Raw genomic sequence first — 19243 nt, 5'->3', positions numbered from 1 at the left:
CCAGATCCCGGCCAGCCATCCGGCACCCAAAGGAAATTGACATGAACTGGAGCGAATTTGGGACCTGGGGCCGTCGCGTTGCCGATTGGGCACAGAATTACCACCTGACCGTCGGCACCCGGCCGGTGCGGGCCAAAACCAAACCGGGCGACATCCTGAACGCCCTGCCGGTCATGCCACCGGAAACGCCCGAGGATATGGAGCAGGTGTTCCAGGATTTTGAGCGGATCGTCATGCCCGGCATCACCCATTGGCAGCATCCACGATTCTTTGCCTATTTCAACGCAAATGCCGCCGCGCCGTCGGTTCTGGCCGAATTCCTGGTCTCCGCCATCGCACCGCAATGCATGCTGTGGCAAACCTCGCCTGCGGCTACCGAGATGGAAACCCGGATGATGGACTGGCTGCGCCAATCTCTGGGCCTGCCCGACGGGTTTTGCGGGGTGATCCAGGACAGTGCCAGCAGCGCCACCCTGGCCGCCGTGCTGACGATGCGCGAAAAGGCGCTGAACTGGACCGGAAACAGCGCCGGGCTGGCCGGGAATGCGCACTTGCGGATCTATTGCTCCTCCGAGGTTCATACCTCGGTCGACCGGGCGATCTGGGTGTCTGGTATCGGCCAGGACAACCTTGTGCGCGTGCCCGTACAGGGCGATTGGCGCGGGATGGACCCCGCCGCGCTTGAGGCCGCGATTCAGGCCGACATCGCCGCCGGGCTGAGACCTGCCGGCGTGATCCTCTGCGTTGGCGGCACCAGCGTCGGGGCAACCGATCCAATCGCTGCCTGTCTGGACGTGGCCGCGCGCCATGACCTGTATACACATGTGGACGCGGCCTGGGCCGGATCGGCGATGATCTGCCCCGAATTCCGCGACTATTGGCCCGGCATCGAGGGCGCCGACAGCATCGTGTTCAACCCGCACAAATGGTTGGGGGCTCAATTCGACTGTTCCGCGCATTTCCTGCGCAACCCTGACGATCTGGTACGCACGCTGGCGATCAGCCCGGAATACCTTAAAACCCACGGCCATGACGGTGTCATCAACTATTCCGAATGGTCGGTGCCGTTGGGCCGACGGTTCCGGGCGTTGAAAATCTGGTTCCTGATCCGCGCCTATGGGCTGGAAGGGCTGCGCACCCGCATCCGCAACCATGTCGCGTGGTCGCGTGCCCTGCATGACCGGCTGGCGGCGACGCCCGGTTTCGAAATCGTGACCCCGCCGATGTGGTCGCTGTTCACCTTCCGATATGCACCGGCCGACACATCGGATCTGGACGATCTGAATCTGCGGCTGGTCAACGCAATCAACGACGATGGCCGCATCTACCTGACCCAGACTCGGGTCGATGGCGAACTGGCGATCCGGTTCCAGGCCGGACAGTTCGAGACCACGCAACAGGATGTCATGATGGCCCATGACGTGATCACGGAAATCGCGGACCGGCTGGCGCGCGACAAGCCCCTGACTTAATAGTCCCAGACAAAGGAACGCACCATGCCCGCCCCCACCAACACTCTCAAACAACGGTTCAAGGCCGGCGACACGACTTTTGGCTGCTGGCTCAGCTTTGCCGAGGCCGCCCCGACCGAGGTCGTCGGCACTGCCGGCTTCGACTGGCTTGTGATCGACGGCGAGCATGCCGCCAACGATATCCGCTCGATTCGCGATCAGTTGATGGCGCTTCAATCCAGCCCGTCACAGGTCATCGTACGCATCCCGGTGGGCGAGCCGTGGATCGTCAAACAGGTGCTGGATGTGGGCGCTCAGACGATTCTGGTGCCGATGGTGGAAAGCGGTGCGCAGGCGCAACAGATGGTGCGGGCCTGCACCTATCCGCCGCACGGTATTCGCGGTGTTGGTGCCACCGCCACGCGGTCGTCGCGCTTTTCGACCCTCACCGACTATACCCGGACGGCCGACGACCAGATCAGCCTGATCGTACAGGTGGAAAACCGTGCAGGGCTGGCCGCGCTGGATGACATTCTGGCGGTCGAGGGCATCGATTGCGTGTTCATCGGCCCCGCCGATCTGGCCGCCGACATGGGTCACCCGGGCGACATGACGCATCCAAAAGTGCATGCTGCGATCGTCGATACGTTGGGGCGCATTCGCGATGCGGGCAAGGTGCCGGGCATCCTGTCCCTGTCTGACGAGTCGATCGAGGCCTATCTGGATGCAGGCGCACGGTTTGTCGCCGTGGGGATCGACGTCATCACCCTGGCGCAGGCCGCCCGCGCCACGGCGGACCGCTGGATCAAATCGCAGCGCCCTTGATCTGCGCCGCTGCCCGGGTATAGCCACCCGAGGCCCCGTCGATCAGGTGGATATGGTTATCCTGCGTGATCGACGGCACGAAACAGGTGATCAGCGCCTCGTCCTGCGCAAACAGGCCGAATTGCAGGATACCATCGCGACGCGCACGCTCCAGGATCTGCTCGATCCGGCGCTGGGTGACGGCATCGCAATCCAGAGTCATCTTCAACCCGTCGTCGAACTTGCGATAATCCGCATTGCTGCTGACAGTCGCGGCATAATGCACGGGATCGAACTCGCCCGCCTTGAGGCCGGTCTTGAAAAATACCCACGCGATCAACGTGTCCCTGAGCAATTGCATCTTGCGCCGCACCAGCGACATCCGCCCCCGCGAGGCATGGGCCTCGAGCGTCAGGCCCGGCGGTGGCCACCGCAGTCTTGGCCCCTCCGGCGGCACAGGATGCCCCGCCCGTCGCAGCTGTTCGGCGACCGCCACGACCTGCCGCGCCACGTTGGCAAAGGCCCGCGGCGCCGCACCGGGCGCAGGCTCCACCACCACCGACAGGATGGTGCCATTCTGTGCCTTTGCATTGCTCCAGCGGCACGACAGGCCGGTCAGATCCGGAACCGCCCCCGGCGCGGCGGCGGGGATGCCGAAAGCCCCCTGCTTCATCCGCGCTTCGGACCACGACAGCCCGCCCCCGCCGAACATGGCGTAATCCACCCCGGACGCAGCCTGAAAGCGCGCCACGGACACATCGTGCCCGGCGGCGCGGATATCGGCCAGCGGCACCTGGGCAACCCGCAGTTCCATGCCGAATTCCTCGGCCGCCCAGCGTTTCATCACCCCCAAAATCCGCGCCGATCGCGCGGCCTGGCCGGGACCGCAGGCAAAGGTCGTGCCATCGCCACCGAACACATAGGGAAAGGCCTGCCCGTCGCTGGCGTTGATCTGCGACGATATCACCGCCGCGCCGATCATGTTAACGGTCTTGTATCGCCCTGCCGCAATATGGCCGGTCGAGCCAACAATGTCTGCGGTTCCGATCGCCCAGCCATCGGGCAGCGGTGTATAGCTGTCCGGATCCGACATCGCGCCAAACGACGCGATGCGCGGCAAGGTACAGTAAAACGCATCGCTGTCGGATCCCTGATTCATCCCGCACCCTAGCATCGGCGTTGCGTCGTTGGATACACGTCACCGCGGAATCCCCGCTTGCACCGGCCCGCACCCCGTGTCACCCAGTCGCAACTGCGATGAGAGGGTTCATGCGGACCGGATTGATCATGCTTTGCCTGGCCTATGTGCTCAGCCAGTTTTTCCGCGCCTTCCTGGCCGTGCTCAGCGGTGCCCTGGCACGGGATATCGGCACCGGCCCGGACGATCTGGCCACGGCCTCGGGCCTGTGGTTCCTGGCCTTTGCGGCGATGCAGCTGCCCGTGGGCTGGGCATTGGACCGAATCGGGCCACGGCGCACGGCAGCCACTTTGCTGCTGCTGGGCGGCGGCGGGGGCGCGGCCCTGTTTGCGCTGGCAACCTCGCCCCTGCATATCAAGCTGGCCATGCTGCTGATCGGCATCGGCTGTTCGCCGGTGCTGATGGCCTCGTACTATATCTTTGCCCGCGAATTCCCCCCTGCGCGCTTTGCCACTCTGGCGGCGCTGATGCTGGGGGTGGGATCGGTCGGCAATCTGGTGGCGTCCTATCCCACCGCGCTGGCCGTCGATCTGATCGGATGGCGCGGCTCGCTGGCGGCCTTGTCCGGCCTGTCCATCGCCGTGGCGGCCGGAATCCTGCTGACGGTGCGCGATCCGGTCACCATTCACCATGACCACAAGGGATCGGTGTTCGAATTGCTGAAACTGCCGGTGATGTGGGCGATCCTGCCGATGATGGCGGTCAACTATGCCCCCGCCGGGGCGCTGCGCGGGCTGTGGGCCGGCCCCTATCTGAACGATGTATTCGCAATGAACGCGGTTCAGGTCGGTCAGGCCACCCTGATCATGGGCGTGGCGATGATCGCCGGCACGCTGTGCTACGGCCCCATGGACAGGATCTTTGGCACCCGCAAATGGGTGGTTTTCTTTGGCAATATCGGCTGTTTTGCCGCCCTTGCGGCGCTGATCCTGTTGATTTCCGATAACGTCGTGCTGTCCATCGCGTTGATTGCGCTGATCGGATTTCTGGGAGCCTCGTTCCCGCTGATCATCGCCCACGGGCGCGGTTTTTTTCCCGACCATCTGGTCGGGCGCGGCGTGACGCTGATGAATCTGTTTGGCATCGGCGGTGTCGGGCTGATGCAATTTGCCTCGGGGCGCATTCACCAGGACATGGTCGGCACATCGCCCACCGCCCCTTATACGGCCATCTTCGGCTTTTTCGCCGTGGCCCTATTGGCCGGAACGCTGATCTATCTGTTCAGCCGCGACAGCGCGAACTGATCTGCCCCCCCTTTTCCCCGGACCACTTTACGGCTATGACGCCGCAGCCGGTCCTGCGCCGGCACAAATCTGGAGAAAGAAAATGGGTTACCGCGTCGCCGTCGTCGGCGCCACAGGCAATGTGGGCCGCGAAATGCTGAACATCCTGGCCGAGCGTCAGTTCCCGGTCGATGAGATCGCCGTTCTGGCGAGCCGAAAATCGATGGGTTCCGAGGTGAGCTTTGGCGACAAGACCCTGAAAACCAAGGATCTGGACACGTTCGATTTCACTGGCTGGGACATGGCGCTGTTTGCTGTGGGGTCCGAAGCGACCAGTATCTATGCCCCCAAGGCCGCCGCCGCCGGGTGCATCGTGATCGACAACAGCTCGCTCTATCGCTACGATCCCGACGTTCCGCTGATTGTGCCCGAGGTCAACCCCGAGGCCATCACCGGCTATTCCAAGAAAAACATCATCGCCAACCCGAACTGTTCGACCGCGCAGATGGTTGTGGCACTCAAGCCGCTACATGACCGCGCGCGGATCAAGCGGGTTGTCGTCAGCACCTATCAGTCCGTGTCGGGCGCGGGCAAAGAGGGTATCGACGAGCTGTGGGATCAGACCAAGAGCATCTATAATCCGGTCGATGACAAGCCTGCAAAAAAGTTCACCAAGCAGATCGCCTTTAACGTGATTCCGCACATCGACGTGTTCATGGACGACGGGTCGACCAAGGAAGAATGGAAAATGGTCGCCGAGACCAAAAAGATCGTCGACAAGGCCATCAAGGTCACCGCAACCTGCGTGCGGGTGCCGGTGTTTGTCGGCCATTCCGAGGCGATCAACATCGAGTTCGAGGATTTCCTCGACGAGGACGAAGCCCGTGACATCCTGCGCGAGGCCCCCGGCGTCATGGTGATCGACAAGCGCGAAGACGGTGGCTACGTCACGCCGGTGGAATGCGTCGGCGATTATGCCACATTCATCAGCCGCATCCGCCAGGACAGCACCATCGACAACGGGCTGAACCTGTGGTGCGTCTCTGACAACCTGCGCAAGGGCGCGGCGCTGAACGCGGTTCAGATCGCCGAAACCCTGGGCACGCGGGTTCTGAAAAAAGGCTGATCCCTCGGCCCGCCGCATGACCCATGTGGCGGGCGCGTCCCCTATCGGTTATGGGTCAGACCGGCAGGAATTTCTGCGCCGCTGGGTCATAACATTCCAACCCGCCTTCACCGATGTCGGTCCACAGCCCGTGCAGGCTCAGCTCGCCGCTCTCGACGGCACTGGCGACAAAGGGAAAGCTCATCAGGTTCTCAAGCGAGATGACCACCGAGTGCCTTTCCAACTGCCGCGCCTGAGCCTCTGAATCGTCGATATCGGCCACAAGGTCGTATTTGGGTCGCAGGATATCCATCCAGCGCCCGACAAAACTCTCCTTGGCCTCCATTTCGGGCGCGTTCCCCTTGCACATGTCGATACATCCCGCCACGCCGCCGCATTGCGAATGGCCCAACACGATCAGATGCGCGACCTTCAGCACATTCACCGCATATTCCACCGTGGCACTGGTCCCGTGGTGATCGCCATCCGGCTCGAACGGCGGCACCAGGTTGGCGATATTGCGATGGATAAAGAACTCGCCTTGGTCGGCACCAAAGATCGACGTGACATGCACGCGGCTGTCACAGCACGAAATCACCATGGCGCGCGGGCGCTGGCCCTCGTTGGCCAACCGTCGGTACCAGCCGCGATTCTCCTGATACGAAGTGGCCTTCCAACCGTGATAGCGTTGCACGAGATAGGCGGGCAATGGCTTGGCTGATTTCATCTCGGTGTCCCTGTACGTCGCTGTGGGCTTCGCCCCTACTAGCCCCTTGCTTAGCCGGAATTCTACCAAAATTCGAGCCATTCCCGCCGTCAGTCGAAACCTTTTGCAAACCTGTGTCGGCCAGAGTGTAGACAGCCGTGGGGGCGAAATAACTTTTGGGTGAAAACTTATGACTCTTGTAGCGACGCTTGTTCAGACGGAAACGGTCCGGCTCAATCAGGATCAGTTGGCCGCGCTGTACCAGCAATTGGGCCATACCGGGGCCGAAGATGTGGTTTGCCGCGCCATCGAGGAATTGGCCGTGCGGCTGTCCCATTGCGAACGGCTCTGGCGCGAAAAGGACAACGCGGCCCTGCGCAAAAGCGCGCGATCCCTGATCGCGATTTCCGAACAGATCGGCATGAACACCTTGGCGCGCGTCGCAGGGGATGTCACCGGTGCCGTGGATGCCGGTGATTCGGCCGCCGTGGCCGCGACCCTGTTCCGCCTGATCCGGATCGGCGAACGCTCGTTGACCGCGGTTTGGGATCTACAGGATCTTTCGGTCTGAGGGGGCTTGCAGGTCGCCGCAGTGTGGCTAGGCTGCGGCCCAGTTTCCTTGACCCGAGAGTGACCGATGCCCGCCAGTTTTTCCGACTCCGATACAGACGCGATTGCGTTGCACATCATCGAATCCACTGCATTGGAGCAGTGGTTGCAAAACCAGGAGTCGACCGTCGCAACCTGGGTCGCCAGAAACGGCTTTGCGGCCAATCTCGGCGAGACGCTGCTGATTCCCGCCGACAATGGACAGGTGCGGATGGCCGTCACCGGCTATGGCACCGCAGCCAAACGCGCGCGGGTGCATTTTCCGCTGGCGCATGGCGCGGTGAACCTGCCTGCCGGCACCTATCGAATCGCATCCGGCCTGCCTGCGGATGTGGCGGAAACCGAATGTCTGGGCTGGCTGCTGTCGGGCTATCGCTTTGACCGTTACAAGGCCCAGACCGGCAAAGACCGACAGCTGGTCGTACCAGAGGGGGTCGACCGGGCGCGCGTCGAAATCCTGGCGCGGGCAGAATGTCTGATCCGCGATCTGGTCAACACGCCAACCTCGGACATGGGTCCTGACAATCTGGCGGATGCCGCCGAAACACTGGCCCGCGCCCATGGGGCAACCATCCAGACCATCGTCGGCGACGATCTGCTGGCACAGAACTTTCCACTGATCCACACGGTCGGGCGCGCGTCGACCACCGCACCACGGCTGATCGACCTGCACTGGGGCACATCGGGTCCGAAACTGACGCTGGTGGGCAAGGGCGTGTGTTTTGACACCGGCGGGCTGAACATCAAGCCCGGATCCAGCATGGGATTGATGAAAAAAGACATGGGCGGTGCGGCCACGGTACTGGGGCTGGCCCAGATGATCATGGAACTGAACCTGCCCCTGCAGCTGCGGGTGCTGGTCCCGGCGGTCGAGAACGCAATCGCGGGCAACGCCTTTCGGCCCGGCGATGTGCTGACCTCGCGCAAGGGGCTGACGGTGGAAAACAACAACACCGATGCCGAAGGTCGGCTGGTGCTGGCCGATGCCCTGGCTCTGGCGGACGAAGGCACGCCGGACCTGATCGTGTCGATGGCGACCCTGACCGGTGCCGCCCGCGTTGCCGTGGGCCCGGACCTCGCGCCGTTCTACACCGATCAGGACGCCGCTGCGGCGGCATTGTCCAGGGCCGCGGGCCAGGTGGACGATCCGGTCTGGCGGATGCCGTTTCATGCGGCCTATGAGGCCAGGATCGAACCGGCGATTGCCGATCTGGACAATGCGCCCAGCGGCGGTTTTGCCGGGTCGATCACCGCCGCGCTGTTCCTGCGCCGCTTTGTGACGGACGCACCCTATATGCATTTCGACATCTACGCCTGGCAACCCGACAATGCCCCCGCCCGGCCCAAGGGCGGTATCGGTATGGGCGCGCGCGCACTGCTACAGGCGCTGCCCGACCTGCTCCGGCTGTGAGCGATCCGCGCATAACCCCGGTCAACGCCCGCGTGGCCGCCGCGCATCTGCCGGGCGCGGCACCGAACCTGCGCCGCGTGACGCCAGAGCCGCTGCGGGTGACGCGCCCGGTTGTCGACCTGCTGCGTGCCCCCGGCGGCGCGCGCGACCGTCAGCTGCTGTGGGGCGAAGCGGTGGACAGGTATGAAGACCATCAGGGCATCAGTTTTGTTCAGGCGCGCAGGGATGGTTATGTCGGCTATCTGTCCAGCGACGCGCTGGGGCCGGAACGGGCCGCGACCCATTGGGTCAGCGCACCCGCAACCCATGCCTATGCGGCGGCGGACATCAAATCGCCCGACCGCCACATGCTCAGTTTCGGCAGCCGGCTGACCGCGTTGTCGGAAACCGAAAAATTCATCGAAACCGATGCCGGGTTTGTGCCGCGCGCCCACCTGCATCCGATCAATGGCCGCCTGGACGACCCAGTTGCCGTCGCCGAACTGTTCATCGGCACCCCGTATCTGTGGGGTGGCAACAGCCGGTCTGGCATCGACTGTTCCGGTCTGGTGCAGGCGGCGCTGCTGGCCTGCGCTCACCCTTGCCCCGGCGATACCGACATGCAGGAAACCGAGGTGGGGCATCGGGCCAACGAAAGCCCGCAGCGCGGCGATCTGCTGTTCTGGAAAGGTCACGTGGCGTTGGTGGTCGATGTGGATACGATCCTGCATGCCAACGCGTTTCACATGGCCGTCAGCTACGAGCCGATGCGGGCCGCCATCGCCCGCATTCAGGATCAGGGCGACGGCGCGGTGACGGCGCACAAGCGGTTATAGCCGTTATTCGACCGCACGGATCAGCTTGCGTTCCAGCACCCGCAACACATTTTTCAGATCCGGACCCCGTTTCAGGATCTGCCCGTCCATCCCGACCACCGCATACATGCCCTGCCGATGACGCAGCTTGGGGCGTTTTTCAATCCGGTACAGCGGGTTTTCCGCAGTCCGGCGAAACACCGAAAACACCGCCACCTCGCGCAGACAGGAAATGCCGTAATCGCGCCAGTCCCCGGCGGCGACCATACGGCCATACAACGCCAGGATCACGGCCAGCTCGCGCCGGTCAAAGGCCACCTGGACCGGAATCGGACGCGGGGGAAACGGATTGGGGGGTTGGACCGTCATGACGACAGGTTTGCCTCAAAATGAGGTCAAATCAAGCCTTTCGAGAGGCGCGAAACCGATTATCGGCATCGATTGTGGCTTTTGGCATCGGTTTCTGCCCCCCGATTTCACTGTCCAGCCAGGCTTCGGCCAGCGGGGTCAGCGCGGCATAGGCCCGCGCGACTGCGGCGCGCGGATCTCTCAGCGGGGCATCTTTAGGCAGCAATTCCACAGCCAGATCCGGAAACCGCAGCACGATGCGCCGCCAGCGATGGATCAGCAGAAGACGTGCCGCCGCCGCATCCAGCGGAGCAATGACCGGTTTGTCCAGAGCCCGCAGATCCAGGGCCAAAGCCGCCAGAGAAGCCCGATGCGCCGGATCCAGCATAGCGCTGCGAAACCGGTCCGACACGGTCGTCAGCTCGCCCACAACCCGGCAATCCCCCGCCTCGTCCACCTCGTCCGCAGGGCAAATGCGGACCGACTGCGCGCCGGAACCCGTCAGGGTCATGATCGCGGCCCATTGCGTGACCGGTCCCTCACGCGGGGGGGCATAGATGCGGGTCGTGGCCGGGGCAAACCGCGCAAGACCATGCGCGCTCAGCCGATATTGGCTGGTGCGGCCCATACGTTCGCTGGTGACCCAGCCATCGCTACCCAGGCGCGACAGGGCGGTGCGCAGCGCGCCCTGCTCGACCCCGACACGCCCCAACAGCGCGCGCAACCGGGCCGTGGACACCTGCCCGCCGCGATGCTGCACCAGATCGCCGAAAATCGTGATCACCAGCGACCACACCCGCAGGCGGCCTTCGGCGTGCAGGGCGTTGATCAGAGGCGCAAGCGGGTCCATCCGCAAGGCTACCGCGTATAGGCCACCATGGTCAAAAGCTCGTATTGCGCCACCTGTTCGCCCTCCGGATTGGTCAGGGTCACGTTCCACGCGACTTCGCCATAGCTGCCGGTGCGCCGGGTCTTGCGTTTGCAGGTCAGGCGCACCTTGATGCTGTCGCCGGGGCTGACCGGTTTCTGAAAACTCAGCTCGTTCAGCCCGGTATTGGCCAGCACCGGCCCCGGATCGGGCTGTACGAACAGCCCGGCGGCAAAAGACAGCAACAGATAACCATGCGCCACCCGTCCCGGAAAGAACGGGTTCGCCCTGGCAGCATCCTCATCCATGTGGGCATAGAACGTATCGCCGGTGAATTCGGCGAAATGCGCGATATCCTCCAGCGTCACCTCGCGGGGTTTTGTATGCAGGGTTTCGCCGATTTCAATCTCGTTGAACGTGCGCTGAAACGGGTGTTGCGGTCCTTTGATCTCGGTCGCGCCCGGCTGCCATTGCCCGGTGATTGCGGCAATCACATCGGGGCTGCCCTGCACGGCGGTGCGTTGCATGTAATGCAGCACCCCGCGCACGCCGCCCAGTTCTTCGCCGCCCCCGGCGCGGCCGGGACCGCCATGCACCATATGCGGCAGCGGCGCGCCGTGGCCGGTGGCCTCGACGGCGCTGCTGGCCCCGTTGATATACAGCCGCCCGTGCCAGGCAGCACTGGCCAGCGTCACCTGACGCGCCACCTGCGGATCGTCGGTGACCAGCGACGCCACCAACGAGCCGCCGCCACGATTGGCCAGCGCCGCTGCATGATCCGTGTCGCGATAGGGCATCAGGGTCGACACCGGGCCAAAAGCTTCGAGTTCATGCACTGCGCGGGCCGCGTCGGGATCGTCGCAGCACAGCAGGGTTGGCGCCAGAAACGCGCCATCCGGCCCCGCGCCAATCAGATCGACCGCTTCGGGATTGCCGGTCAACCGTCGGGTTTCGCCCGCCAATGCCGCCAGCTTGTCCAGCACATCGGCCTTCTGCGCCGCGCTGGCCAGCGCCCCCATGCGCACGCCTTCGGCCGCCGGGTCGCCCACTGTGGTGGCCGCCAGCCGCGCCATCAGCGCCTCGCTGACCGCATCCATCGCCGATTGCGGTACGATAATGCGCCGGATGGCGGTGCATTTCTGACCCGCCTTGGTGGTGATCTCGTTCGCCGCCTCCTTGATAAAGGCCTCAAAGGCCACCGATCCCGCGCGGACATCGGGGCCAAGGATGGTGGCATTCAGACTGTCCTGTTCGGCATGAAATCGGACGGAATTGCGCATCAAAGCCGGGTTGGTCCGCAGATGCAGCGCGGTCTCTGCCGAGCCGGTAAAGCTGACCACATCCTGCGCGCCAAGCCGGTCCAGCATGTCGCCGGTGCCACCGATCACCAGCTGCACCGCCCCCTCGGGCAGGATGCCCGATTCGACGATCATGCGAAAACAGGCCTCGGTCAAATAACAGGTCTGCGTGGCCGGTTTCACGATCACCGGCATCCCCGCCAGAATCGCCGGGGCGAGTTTTTCCAACATGCCCCAGACCGGAAAGTTGAAGGCATTGATCAGCACCGCAACCCCCTGAAGCGGCACCGCGATATGCTGACCGATGAATGTGCCGCCGCGCGACAACCCCTCGGCGGGGCCATCCACATAGACCTGTCCATCGGGCATTTCGCGCCGCCCCTTGCTGGCGATCACCATCATGGTACCGATGCCGCCGTCAATATCGATGCCCCCGTCGCGCCGGGTGGCTCCGGTCAGCGGGTTGATCGCATACAGTTCCTCCTTGCGCGCGCCCAGATAGACCGCCAGCGCCTTGATCAACCGGGCGCGGTCATGAAACCCCATCGCCCGCAGCGCCGGGCCGCCCACGGTGCGCGCCCAGTCCAGCATGCCCTGAACATCCAGCGGCGCGCCGCCCGCCCGGGCAATCAACGCGCCGGTCACCGGCCCGTGCACCGCCCGCGCATCGGCACCCGGTTCGATCCATTTGGCCATCCCATAGCTCGCCGGTCTCAACATCGAAGTTCTCCCCATCGGTTCTCCGCCATCATGCCCTGCCTCGGGCGCCAAATCAACACTATTGACCGCTTGGTCGGTTTTGTGCAGTGTAAGCACACCCTGGGAGGAGGTTCAAATGACGCCGCAACAACGTGCCGAACGCAGCGCCGCCGCCATGTGGGCCACCGATTCGGCCTCGCAATGGCTGGGCATGTCGCTGGACGCGGTCGGACCCGGCACCGCCACCATGTCATTCACGGTACAGGACCATCATCTGAACGGCCACCGCATCTGTCACGGCGGATATATCTTTACCCTGGCGGACAGCGCCTTTGCCTTTGCCTGCAACAGCTACAATCAGGTCACCGTGGCGCAGGAAAATTCGATCACCTACCTGACGCCGGGCCAACCGGGCGAGCGGCTGACCGCCACAGCGGTCGAATCGGCCCGAACCGGACGTTCAGGCGTCTACGATATCACCGTCACGGGGGCGGATGGCCGCAAGGTCGCCCTGTTCCGTGGCCTGTCCCGGACCATCAAGGGACAGAATTTCCAAGAGGAGACCCCATGAGTCACGCTTTTCTCTGCGACGGGCTGCGCACGCCCATCGGCCGCTATGGCGGTGCCCTTTCATCGGTGCGCCCCGATGATATGCTGGCGCATGTGATCCGGCAGTTGGTCGCCCCCCATGACGGGCTGCGGATCGACGAGGTTCTGGCCGGTTGCGCCAATCAGGCCGGCGAAGACAACCGCAACGTGGCGCGCATGTCCGCCCTGCTGGCCGGTCTGCCCGACACCGTGCCCGGCGGCACCATCAACCGGCTGTGCGGCTCGGGTCTGGACGCGATCGGCTCCGCCGCCCGCGCCGTGCGCTGTGGAGAGGCCGACGTGGTCATTGCCTGCGGTGTCGAAAGCATGAGCCGCGCGCCGCTGGTGATGCCCAAGCCCGACGCGGCCTTTTCCCGCAAGGCCGAGATCTATGACACCACCATCGGCTGGCGCTTTGTCAACCACGAGATGCACAAGCATTTCGGCACCGATTCGATGCCCGAAACCGCCGAGAACGTGGCATCCGACTACACTATCGAACGCGCGGCGCAGGACGCCTTTGCCCTGCGCTCGCAGGACCGCGCGGCGGCGGCCATCGCCAACGGCCGGCTGGCGCAGGAAATCACCCCGGTCAGCATTCCCCAACGCAAGGGCGATCCCAAAATCGTGGACACGGATGAACATCCGCGCCAGACCACGCTGGAAAAGCTCGCCAGCCTGCCAACCCCGTTCCGCGCGGGCGGATCGGTCACGGCGGGCAATGCCAGCGGCGTCAACGACGGGGCTGCGGCGGTGATCGTCGCCTCGCAGGCCGCGGTTGAAAAATACGGCCTCACGCCCCGCGCGCGGATCGGCGGCATGACCACTGTCGGCGTGCCGCCCCGCATCATGGGTATCGGCCCCGCCCCCGCCACCGAACGGCTGATGGCGCGGCACGGTCTGAGCATCGGCGACATCGACACCATCGAGCTGAACGAGGCCTTTGCCGCCCAGGGTCTGGCCGTGATGCGCCAGCTGGGCCTGCCCGACGATGCCGACCATGTGAACCCCAACGGCGGCGCGATTGCCCTGGGGCACCCGCTGGGCATGTCCGGCACCCGTCTGGCCCTGACCGCCTCGCTGAACATGGTGAACAACGACCTGAACCGCGCCATCTGCACCATGTGCATCGGCGTCGGGCAGGGCATCGCCCTCTTGTTGGAGAAAGCCTGATGAAAGACCTGTCCCCGCGTCCCGGCGATCTGGACCCGATCGAAATCGCCAGCCGCGATGAAATCACCGCCCTGCAGGTCAAGCGCCTGAAGTGGTCGCTGAACCACGCCTATGACAACGTGCCCTTCTACAAGGCCAGCTTTGACGCCGCCGGGGTGCACCCGGACGATGTGAACACGATGCAGGATCTGGCCCGCTTCCCGTTCACCGTCAAACAGGATCTGCGCGACAACTATCCGTTCAACATGTTCGCCGTGCCGCGCGAGAAACTGCGCCGGGTGCATGCGTCGTCCGGCACCACCGGGCAACCCACCGTCGTCGGCTATACCCAGGGCGATCTGGACGTCTGGGGCGGCGTCGTGGCGCGCAGCCTGCGTGCCGCCGGTCTGCGCAGCGGCGACATGCTGCACAACGCCTATGGCTATGGGCTGTTCACCGGCGGGCTGGGCATCCATCTGGGCGCGGATTCGCTGGGTCTCTCCACGGTGCCGGTGTCGGGCGGCATGACCGAACGGCAGGTGCGCCTGATCCGCGATTTCACCCCCAAGGGCATCACCGTCACCCCGTCCTATGCGCTGTCGATTCTGGATGAATTCGCCCGCGAAGGGCTGGATCCCCGCGACTGTTCGCTGCAGGTCGGCATATTCGGCGCCGAGCCCTGGACCAACGCAATGCGCCAGGAAATCGAAGCCGCGTTCGACATGCATGCGGTCGATATCTACGGGCTGTCCGAGGTCATGGGTCCGGGCGTGTCGATGGAATGCGTCGAAACCAAGGACGGGCTGCATATCTGGGAGGACCACTTCTATCCCGAGATCATCCACCCCGAGACCGGCGAACTGGTGGCGGATGGCGAGCAGGGCGAACTGGTCTTCACTTCGCTGACCAAAGAGGCGTTTCCGATCATCCGCTACCGCACCCGTGACCTGACCCGGCTGCTGCCCGGCACCGCCCGCAGCATGCGGCGAATGGAAAAGGTCACCGGGCGTTCCGACGATATGATCATCCTGCGCGGCGTCAACGTGTTTCCGACCCAGATCGAAGAACAGCTGATGACCGTGCATGGCCTCTCGCCGCATTTCCAGATCGTGCTCTCGCGCCCCGACCGGCTCGACGAAATGCAGATCCTGGTCGAAGCCGCCGAAGGTTTCACCAGCGACGAGTCACGGGTGCATGCGGCCGCCGATCTGAGGGCCAAGATCAAACGCAACGTCGGCGTGACGGTCAAGGTCGAACTGGCCGAACCGGGCGGTGTCGTGCGCAGTCAGGGCAAGGCGGTGCGCATCATCGACAACCGCCCCAAAGCCTGATGCCGCGCGGAATCGCCAGGGATCACGACAAGAAACGCGCCGCTCTGCGGCGCGGCGCGGCGCGGTACTTTGCCCAAAACGGCTATGACCGCGCCTCGATGACCGGCGCGGCGCGGCAATGCGGTGTCTCCAAGGCGCTGATCTATCATTATTACGACAGCAAGGAGGCGCTGTTGTCGGACATCCTGCAGGCGCATCTGTCCGATCTCGTGCAGGATGTCGAAGCCGCCGGTGCCAAAGGGCTGCCGGGTCTGATCCACGCCATCCTGTCGGCCTATGCCGATGCGGATGCCGAACACAAACTGCAACTGGATGCGCTCTCCACCCTGCCGCCCGAGATGCAACGACCGCTGATCGACCTGCAACGGCGGCTGGTGACCATCATGTCCGATGTCATCGCCGCCGAGAACCCGAACCTGGGCGGCGATCGCCTGCGGGCGGTCACCATGTCGGTCTTTGGAATCCTCAACTGGTTCTACATGTGGAACCGCCCGGGCAAGGGGCTCAGCCGCGCGGAATACGCCGATCTGGCTGCCGATTTCGTGCGTGGCGGACTGACCGCGGTCTGATCCTCTTCTCCCGAAGGTCCCGGCCCCAAAAAGTGGGGATTCGATATATTGAAATCCCGTTGGCAGCCAAATGTTCACTATTTGCCTCCTACAATCTGCGCGTCGGACATGTCGAGTGGATTGCGGGGCAGACGGAATGAAACATGTGCATCACCCGCAACGCCTGAGCTTCGGGGCCGTTCTGATCGCTCTGGTCGTGGCCACGGCGGCCCTGGCCCAGACCGGGCAGATCAGCCAGGTCGAGAATCGCGGCGTGCAGAAACGCATGGCCCTGATGAATATCAACAACACGGCCCTTGGCACGCTGACGGACATGATGGGCGGGCGGGCGTTTTTCGACAAGGCCCGCGCCCGCGCGGCGCGCCGGTCCCTGATCTCGGCCACCGGCGACATCCCCTCGGTGTTTCGCAAGCAGCATACTGACCCGTTGTCCCGTGCCCGCCCCGAAGTCTGGCTGCACTGGCGCGACTTCAAGGATCACGCCAAGGCTGCCCAACGTGCCGCGCGCAGGCTGGACATCGATTCGCTGCCCGATCTGCGCCAGACCCTGCCCTCGCTGATTTCGGCCTGCCTGCAATGCCACCGCAGCTATCGCAAACCGATGTGATCGTGGTCCGGCATCGCAACGGGGCTTGAAATCCGGCCTCCTCTGGATCAGGTTCCGCCGCGTAACAGCAAAGGAAAACAAGATGCGGACGCGAGCAGCGGTGGCGGTTGAGGCCGGCAAACCACTTGAGATCATGGAAGTAAATCTGGACGGCCCGCGCGCGGGCGAGGTTCTGGTCGAGATCAAGGCCACCGGCCTGTGCCACACCGACGAATTCACCCGCTCGGGCGACGACCCCGAGGGGATCTTTCCCGCCATCCTGGGCCACGAGGGCGCCGGCGTCGTGATCGAGATCGGCGAGGGCGTCACCACGCTTGAGGTCGGCGACCACGTCATCCCGCTCTACACGCCGGAATGCCGCGAATGCGAATATTGCCTGAACCCGAAAACCAACCTGTGCCAGGCGATCCGCAGCACCCAGGGCGCGGGGCTTTTGCCCGACGGCTCGACCCGGTTCTCGATGCTGGACGGCACCCCGATCCACCACTACATGGGCTGCTCGACCTTTGCCAACCACACGGTTGTGCCGGAAATCGCGCTGGCCAAGGTGCGCCGCGACGCGCCGTTCGACAAAATCTGTTACATCGGCTGCGGCGTGACCACCGGCATTGGCGCCGTGATCAACACCGCCAAGGTAGAGATCGGGTCGCGCGCCATCGTGTTCGGCCTTGGCGGCATCGGTCTGAACGTGATCCAGGGCCTGCGGCTGGCGGGGGCGGACCAGATCGTCGGCGTCGACCTGAACGACGGCAAGGTCGATATGGCCACGCGGTTCGGCATGACCGATTTCGTCAACCCGTCCAAGGTCGATGGCGATCTGGTGGCGCATCTGGTCGAGCTGACCAGGGGCGGCGCGGATTACACCTTTGACGCCACCGGCAACGTCGGCGTGATGCGCACTGCGCTCGAGGCCGCACACAAGGGATGGGGTGAAAGCATCATCATCGGCGTCGCCCCCGCAGGCGCGGAAATCTCTACCCGTCCGTTCCAGCTGGTCACCGGACGGTCCTGGCGCGGCACCGCGTTTGGCGGCGCGCGCGGCCGCACCGATGTCCCCCGGATCGTGGACTGGTACATGGACGGCAAGATCGAAATCGACCCGATGATCACCCACAAACTCTCGCTGGATCAGATCAACGAAGGCTTCGAGCTCATGCACCAGGGCAAATCCATCCGCGCCGTCGTCGAGTATTGAGCGTGGCGGGCGCACTCACCCTGCGCCCGGTCACATCCGGCGATGAAAACGCCCTGTGGGCCATGCTCCGCCCGGTGTTCCGGGCGGGCGACACCTATGCGGTCGATCCCGGCATCAGCCGCGCGGATGCCCTGGCCTATTGGACCGGGGCGGATCGCGGCACATGGCTGGCGCAGGCCGATGGGCAGCCACTGGGCAGCTATTACCTGAAAACCAACCACCCCGGCGGCGGCGCGCATGTCTGCAACTGCGGCTTTGTCACCGCCCCGGCGGCCCGCGGTCTGGGCATTGCGCGGCAGATGCTGGATCATGCATTGAACCGGGCCCGCAGCGCCGGATTTCTGGCAATGCAGTTCAATTTTGTCGTCGCGACCAACACCCGCGCCATCGACATCTGGACCCGCGCCGGGTTCGATACCGTCGGCCGCCTGCCAGCTGCCTTTCGTCATCCGCAACAGGGACTGGTTGACGCGCTTGTAATGTATCGCCAGTTGTGAGCCGACCCTCCCTGCGATAGGCAACATCATGGCAAACCCAAACAAACCCCCGCTTCTGGCCGTTCTGATCGACGCCGACAACATTTCGGCCAAATATGCCGAGGCCATGTTCGAGGAAATCGCATCCTTGGGCGAGGCCAGCATCCGTCGCATCTATGGCGATTTTGCCGGCGGTGGGCCGCAGGGCTGGAGCAAGGACAAACTGGCCGCGATGGCCATCGTGCCGCACCAGCAATTTGCCAATACCACGGGCAAGAACGCCAGCGATATCGCCCTGGTGATTGATGCCATGGACATCCTGCATTCAGGACGGTTCGACGGCTTTGTTCTGATCTCGTCGGACAGCGATTTCACCCGTCTGGCCAGCCGTATCCGCGAACAGGGGCTGGACGTGTTCGGCATGGGCATGCGCAAGACCCCGGCGGCGTTTGTGAAGGCCTGCAAGCGGTTCATCTATGTCGAGAACCTGATTTCGGAACCCGCCAAGGCCAAGCCGAAACCACCAAAGGTCGAAGACGTCAGCCAGGCCCCGGCCCAGCTGGAAGACCCGACCAAGCTTGTGATTCGGGCGATGGACGCGATCAATCAGGACGATGAATGGTTCACCCTGGGCCAGATCGGTCAGTTCATCAGCGCCGCCAACCCGGATTTCGACACCCGCAGCTATGGCAAACGCAAGCTGAGCGACCTGATCGCGACACTCAGGATCTTTGAAACCAAACCCGGCGAAGGCAATCAGATCCTGGTACGCCGCATCGACTGAACATACTGGACGAATACAGCTGACAAA

The 19243-nt window shown here is 64.0% G+C and carries 20 protein-coding genes; 15 read left to right on the top strand and 5 right to left on the bottom strand.

The window, feature by feature from the left end:
* Positions 1-41: 41 nt before the first annotated feature.
* Together NANH_RS0115285 and NANH_RS0115280 are read left to right on the top strand one after the other, a co-directional pair.
* A complete protein-coding gene (locus NANH_RS0115285; protein WP_027262833.1) occupies positions 42-1472 on the top strand; it encodes a pyridoxal phosphate-dependent decarboxylase family protein in 1431 nt (476 codons plus the stop codon).
* Between the two features lie 24 nt (positions 1473-1496).
* Positions 1497-2276, top strand: a complete 780-nt coding sequence (locus tag NANH_RS0115280) for an HpcH/HpaI aldolase family protein (protein WP_027262832.1) — start codon at positions 1497-1499, stop codon at positions 2274-2276.
* Here NANH_RS0115280 and NANH_RS0115275 read toward each other — a convergent pair.
* Positions 2257-3414 carry a DUF3095 domain-containing protein gene (locus NANH_RS0115275; protein ID WP_027262831.1) on the bottom strand — a complete coding sequence of 386 codons (1158 nt, stop codon included), beginning with the start codon at positions 3412-3414 and terminating at the stop codon, positions 2257-2259. The genes NANH_RS0115280 and NANH_RS0115275 overlap by 20 nt on opposite strands.
* 110 nt (positions 3415-3524) lie before the next feature.
* Between NANH_RS0115275 and NANH_RS0115270 the strand changes: the two genes are divergently transcribed.
* Both NANH_RS0115270 and NANH_RS0115265 read left to right on the top strand, forming a co-directional pair.
* Positions 3525-4697, top strand: coding sequence for an MFS transporter (locus NANH_RS0115270; protein WP_027262830.1), 1173 nt, complete (start codon positions 3525-3527; stop codon positions 4695-4697).
* An 82-nt stretch (positions 4698-4779) separates the two neighbouring features.
* Positions 4780-5802: an aspartate-semialdehyde dehydrogenase gene (locus tag NANH_RS0115265; RefSeq protein ID WP_027262829.1), complete on the top strand. Its 1023-nt coding sequence runs from the start codon at positions 4780-4782 to the stop codon at positions 5800-5802.
* Positions 5803-5857: 55 nt separating this feature from the next.
* On the opposite strand, the gene NANH_RS0115260 is transcribed toward NANH_RS0115265, so the two are convergent.
* Positions 5858-6508, bottom strand: coding sequence for a carbonic anhydrase (locus tag NANH_RS0115260; RefSeq protein WP_027262828.1), 651 nt, complete (start codon positions 6506-6508; stop codon positions 5858-5860).
* A gap of 169 nt (positions 6509-6677) precedes the next feature.
* Here NANH_RS0115260 and NANH_RS0115255 point away from each other — a divergent pair, with 169 nt between their 5' ends.
* The 3 genes from NANH_RS0115255 (at position 6678) to NANH_RS0115245 (ending at position 9322) form a co-directional block, all read left to right on the top strand.
* Positions 6678-7058, top strand: a complete 381-nt coding sequence (locus tag NANH_RS0115255) for a hypothetical protein (protein WP_051372437.1) — start codon at positions 6678-6680, stop codon at positions 7056-7058.
* 66 nt (positions 7059-7124) lie between these two features.
* Positions 7125-8507 carry a leucyl aminopeptidase family protein gene (locus NANH_RS0115250; RefSeq protein ID WP_027262826.1) on the top strand — a complete coding sequence of 461 codons (1383 nt, stop codon included), beginning with the start codon at positions 7125-7127 and terminating at the stop codon, positions 8505-8507.
* A complete protein-coding gene (locus tag NANH_RS0115245; RefSeq protein WP_027262825.1) occupies positions 8504-9322 on the top strand; it encodes a C40 family peptidase in 819 nt (272 codons plus the stop codon). Before NANH_RS0115250 ends, NANH_RS0115245 begins: the two co-directional genes overlap by 4 nt.
* Before the next feature lie 3 nt (positions 9323-9325).
* Here the strand turns inward: NANH_RS0115245 and NANH_RS0115240 are convergent, their stop codons facing one another.
* Genes NANH_RS0115240 through paaZ form a run of 3 tightly spaced genes read right to left on the bottom strand, consistent with a single transcriptional unit; the run spans position 9326 to position 12535 of the window.
* Entirely contained in the window at positions 9326-9670 is a 345-nt protein-coding gene (locus NANH_RS0115240) for a DUF2794 domain-containing protein (protein ID WP_027262824.1), read from the bottom strand.
* A 31-nt stretch (positions 9671-9701) separates the two neighbouring features.
* A complete protein-coding gene (locus tag NANH_RS26300; RefSeq protein WP_051372435.1) occupies positions 9702-10499 on the bottom strand; it encodes a PaaX family transcriptional regulator C-terminal domain-containing protein in 798 nt (265 codons plus the stop codon).
* 8 nt (positions 10500-10507) lie between these two features.
* Positions 10508-12535 carry a phenylacetic acid degradation bifunctional protein PaaZ gene (paaZ, locus tag NANH_RS0115230; RefSeq protein ID WP_245601459.1) on the bottom strand — a complete coding sequence of 676 codons (2028 nt, stop codon included), beginning with the start codon at positions 12533-12535 and terminating at the stop codon, positions 10508-10510.
* Between the two features lie 115 nt (positions 12536-12650).
* On the opposite strand from paaZ, the gene paaI reads away from it, so the two are divergent.
* The 8 genes from paaI (at position 12651) to NANH_RS0115190 (ending at position 19216) form a co-directional block, all read left to right on the top strand.
* Positions 12651-13085 (top strand): hydroxyphenylacetyl-CoA thioesterase PaaI, encoded by a 435-nt coding sequence (paaI, locus tag NANH_RS0115225; protein WP_027262822.1) that lies wholly within the window; start codon positions 12651-12653, stop codon positions 13083-13085.
* Positions 13082-14275: a 3-oxoadipyl-CoA thiolase gene (pcaF, locus tag NANH_RS0115220; RefSeq protein ID WP_027262821.1), complete on the top strand. Its 1194-nt coding sequence runs from the start codon at positions 13082-13084 to the stop codon at positions 14273-14275. The genes paaI and pcaF overlap by 4 nt, the downstream gene beginning before the upstream one ends.
* Positions 14275-15585, top strand: a complete 1311-nt coding sequence (gene paaK, locus NANH_RS0115215) for a phenylacetate--CoA ligase PaaK (protein ID WP_027262820.1) — start codon at positions 14275-14277, stop codon at positions 15583-15585. The genes pcaF and paaK overlap by 1 nt, the downstream gene beginning before the upstream one ends.
* Entirely contained in the window at positions 15585-16154 is a 570-nt protein-coding gene (locus tag NANH_RS0115210; protein ID WP_027262819.1) for a TetR/AcrR family transcriptional regulator, read from the top strand. The genes paaK and NANH_RS0115210 overlap by 1 nt, the downstream gene beginning before the upstream one ends.
* A gap of 136 nt (positions 16155-16290) precedes the next feature.
* The gene (locus NANH_RS0115205; RefSeq protein ID WP_051372434.1) at positions 16291-16761 is read left to right on the top strand and encodes a cytochrome c; all 471 of its coding nucleotides are present in this window, start codon (positions 16291-16293) and stop codon (positions 16759-16761) included.
* An 82-nt stretch (positions 16762-16843) separates the two neighbouring features.
* Complete coding sequence (locus NANH_RS0115200; RefSeq protein WP_027262817.1) at positions 16844-17956, top strand: S-(hydroxymethyl)glutathione dehydrogenase/class III alcohol dehydrogenase; 1113 nt, start codon at positions 16844-16846, stop codon at positions 17954-17956.
* A gap of 2 nt (positions 17957-17958) precedes the next feature.
* Positions 17959-18453, top strand: coding sequence for a GNAT family N-acetyltransferase (locus NANH_RS0115195; RefSeq protein ID WP_027262816.1), 495 nt, complete (start codon positions 17959-17961; stop codon positions 18451-18453).
* Positions 18454-18481: 28 nt separating this feature from the next.
* The gene (locus tag NANH_RS0115190; RefSeq protein WP_027262815.1) at positions 18482-19216 is read left to right on the top strand and encodes an NYN domain-containing protein; all 735 of its coding nucleotides are present in this window, start codon (positions 18482-18484) and stop codon (positions 19214-19216) included.
* The last annotated feature ends 27 nt before the right edge of the window (positions 19217-19243 follow it).

This window comes from Sedimentitalea nanhaiensis DSM 24252 (assembly GCF_000473225.1).
Taxonomy (GTDB): domain Bacteria; phylum Pseudomonadota; class Alphaproteobacteria; order Rhodobacterales; family Rhodobacteraceae; genus Sedimentitalea; species Sedimentitalea nanhaiensis.
Note: the sequence above shows the minus strand (reverse complement) of the source record. Positions and strands in the feature narration are given on the sequence as shown.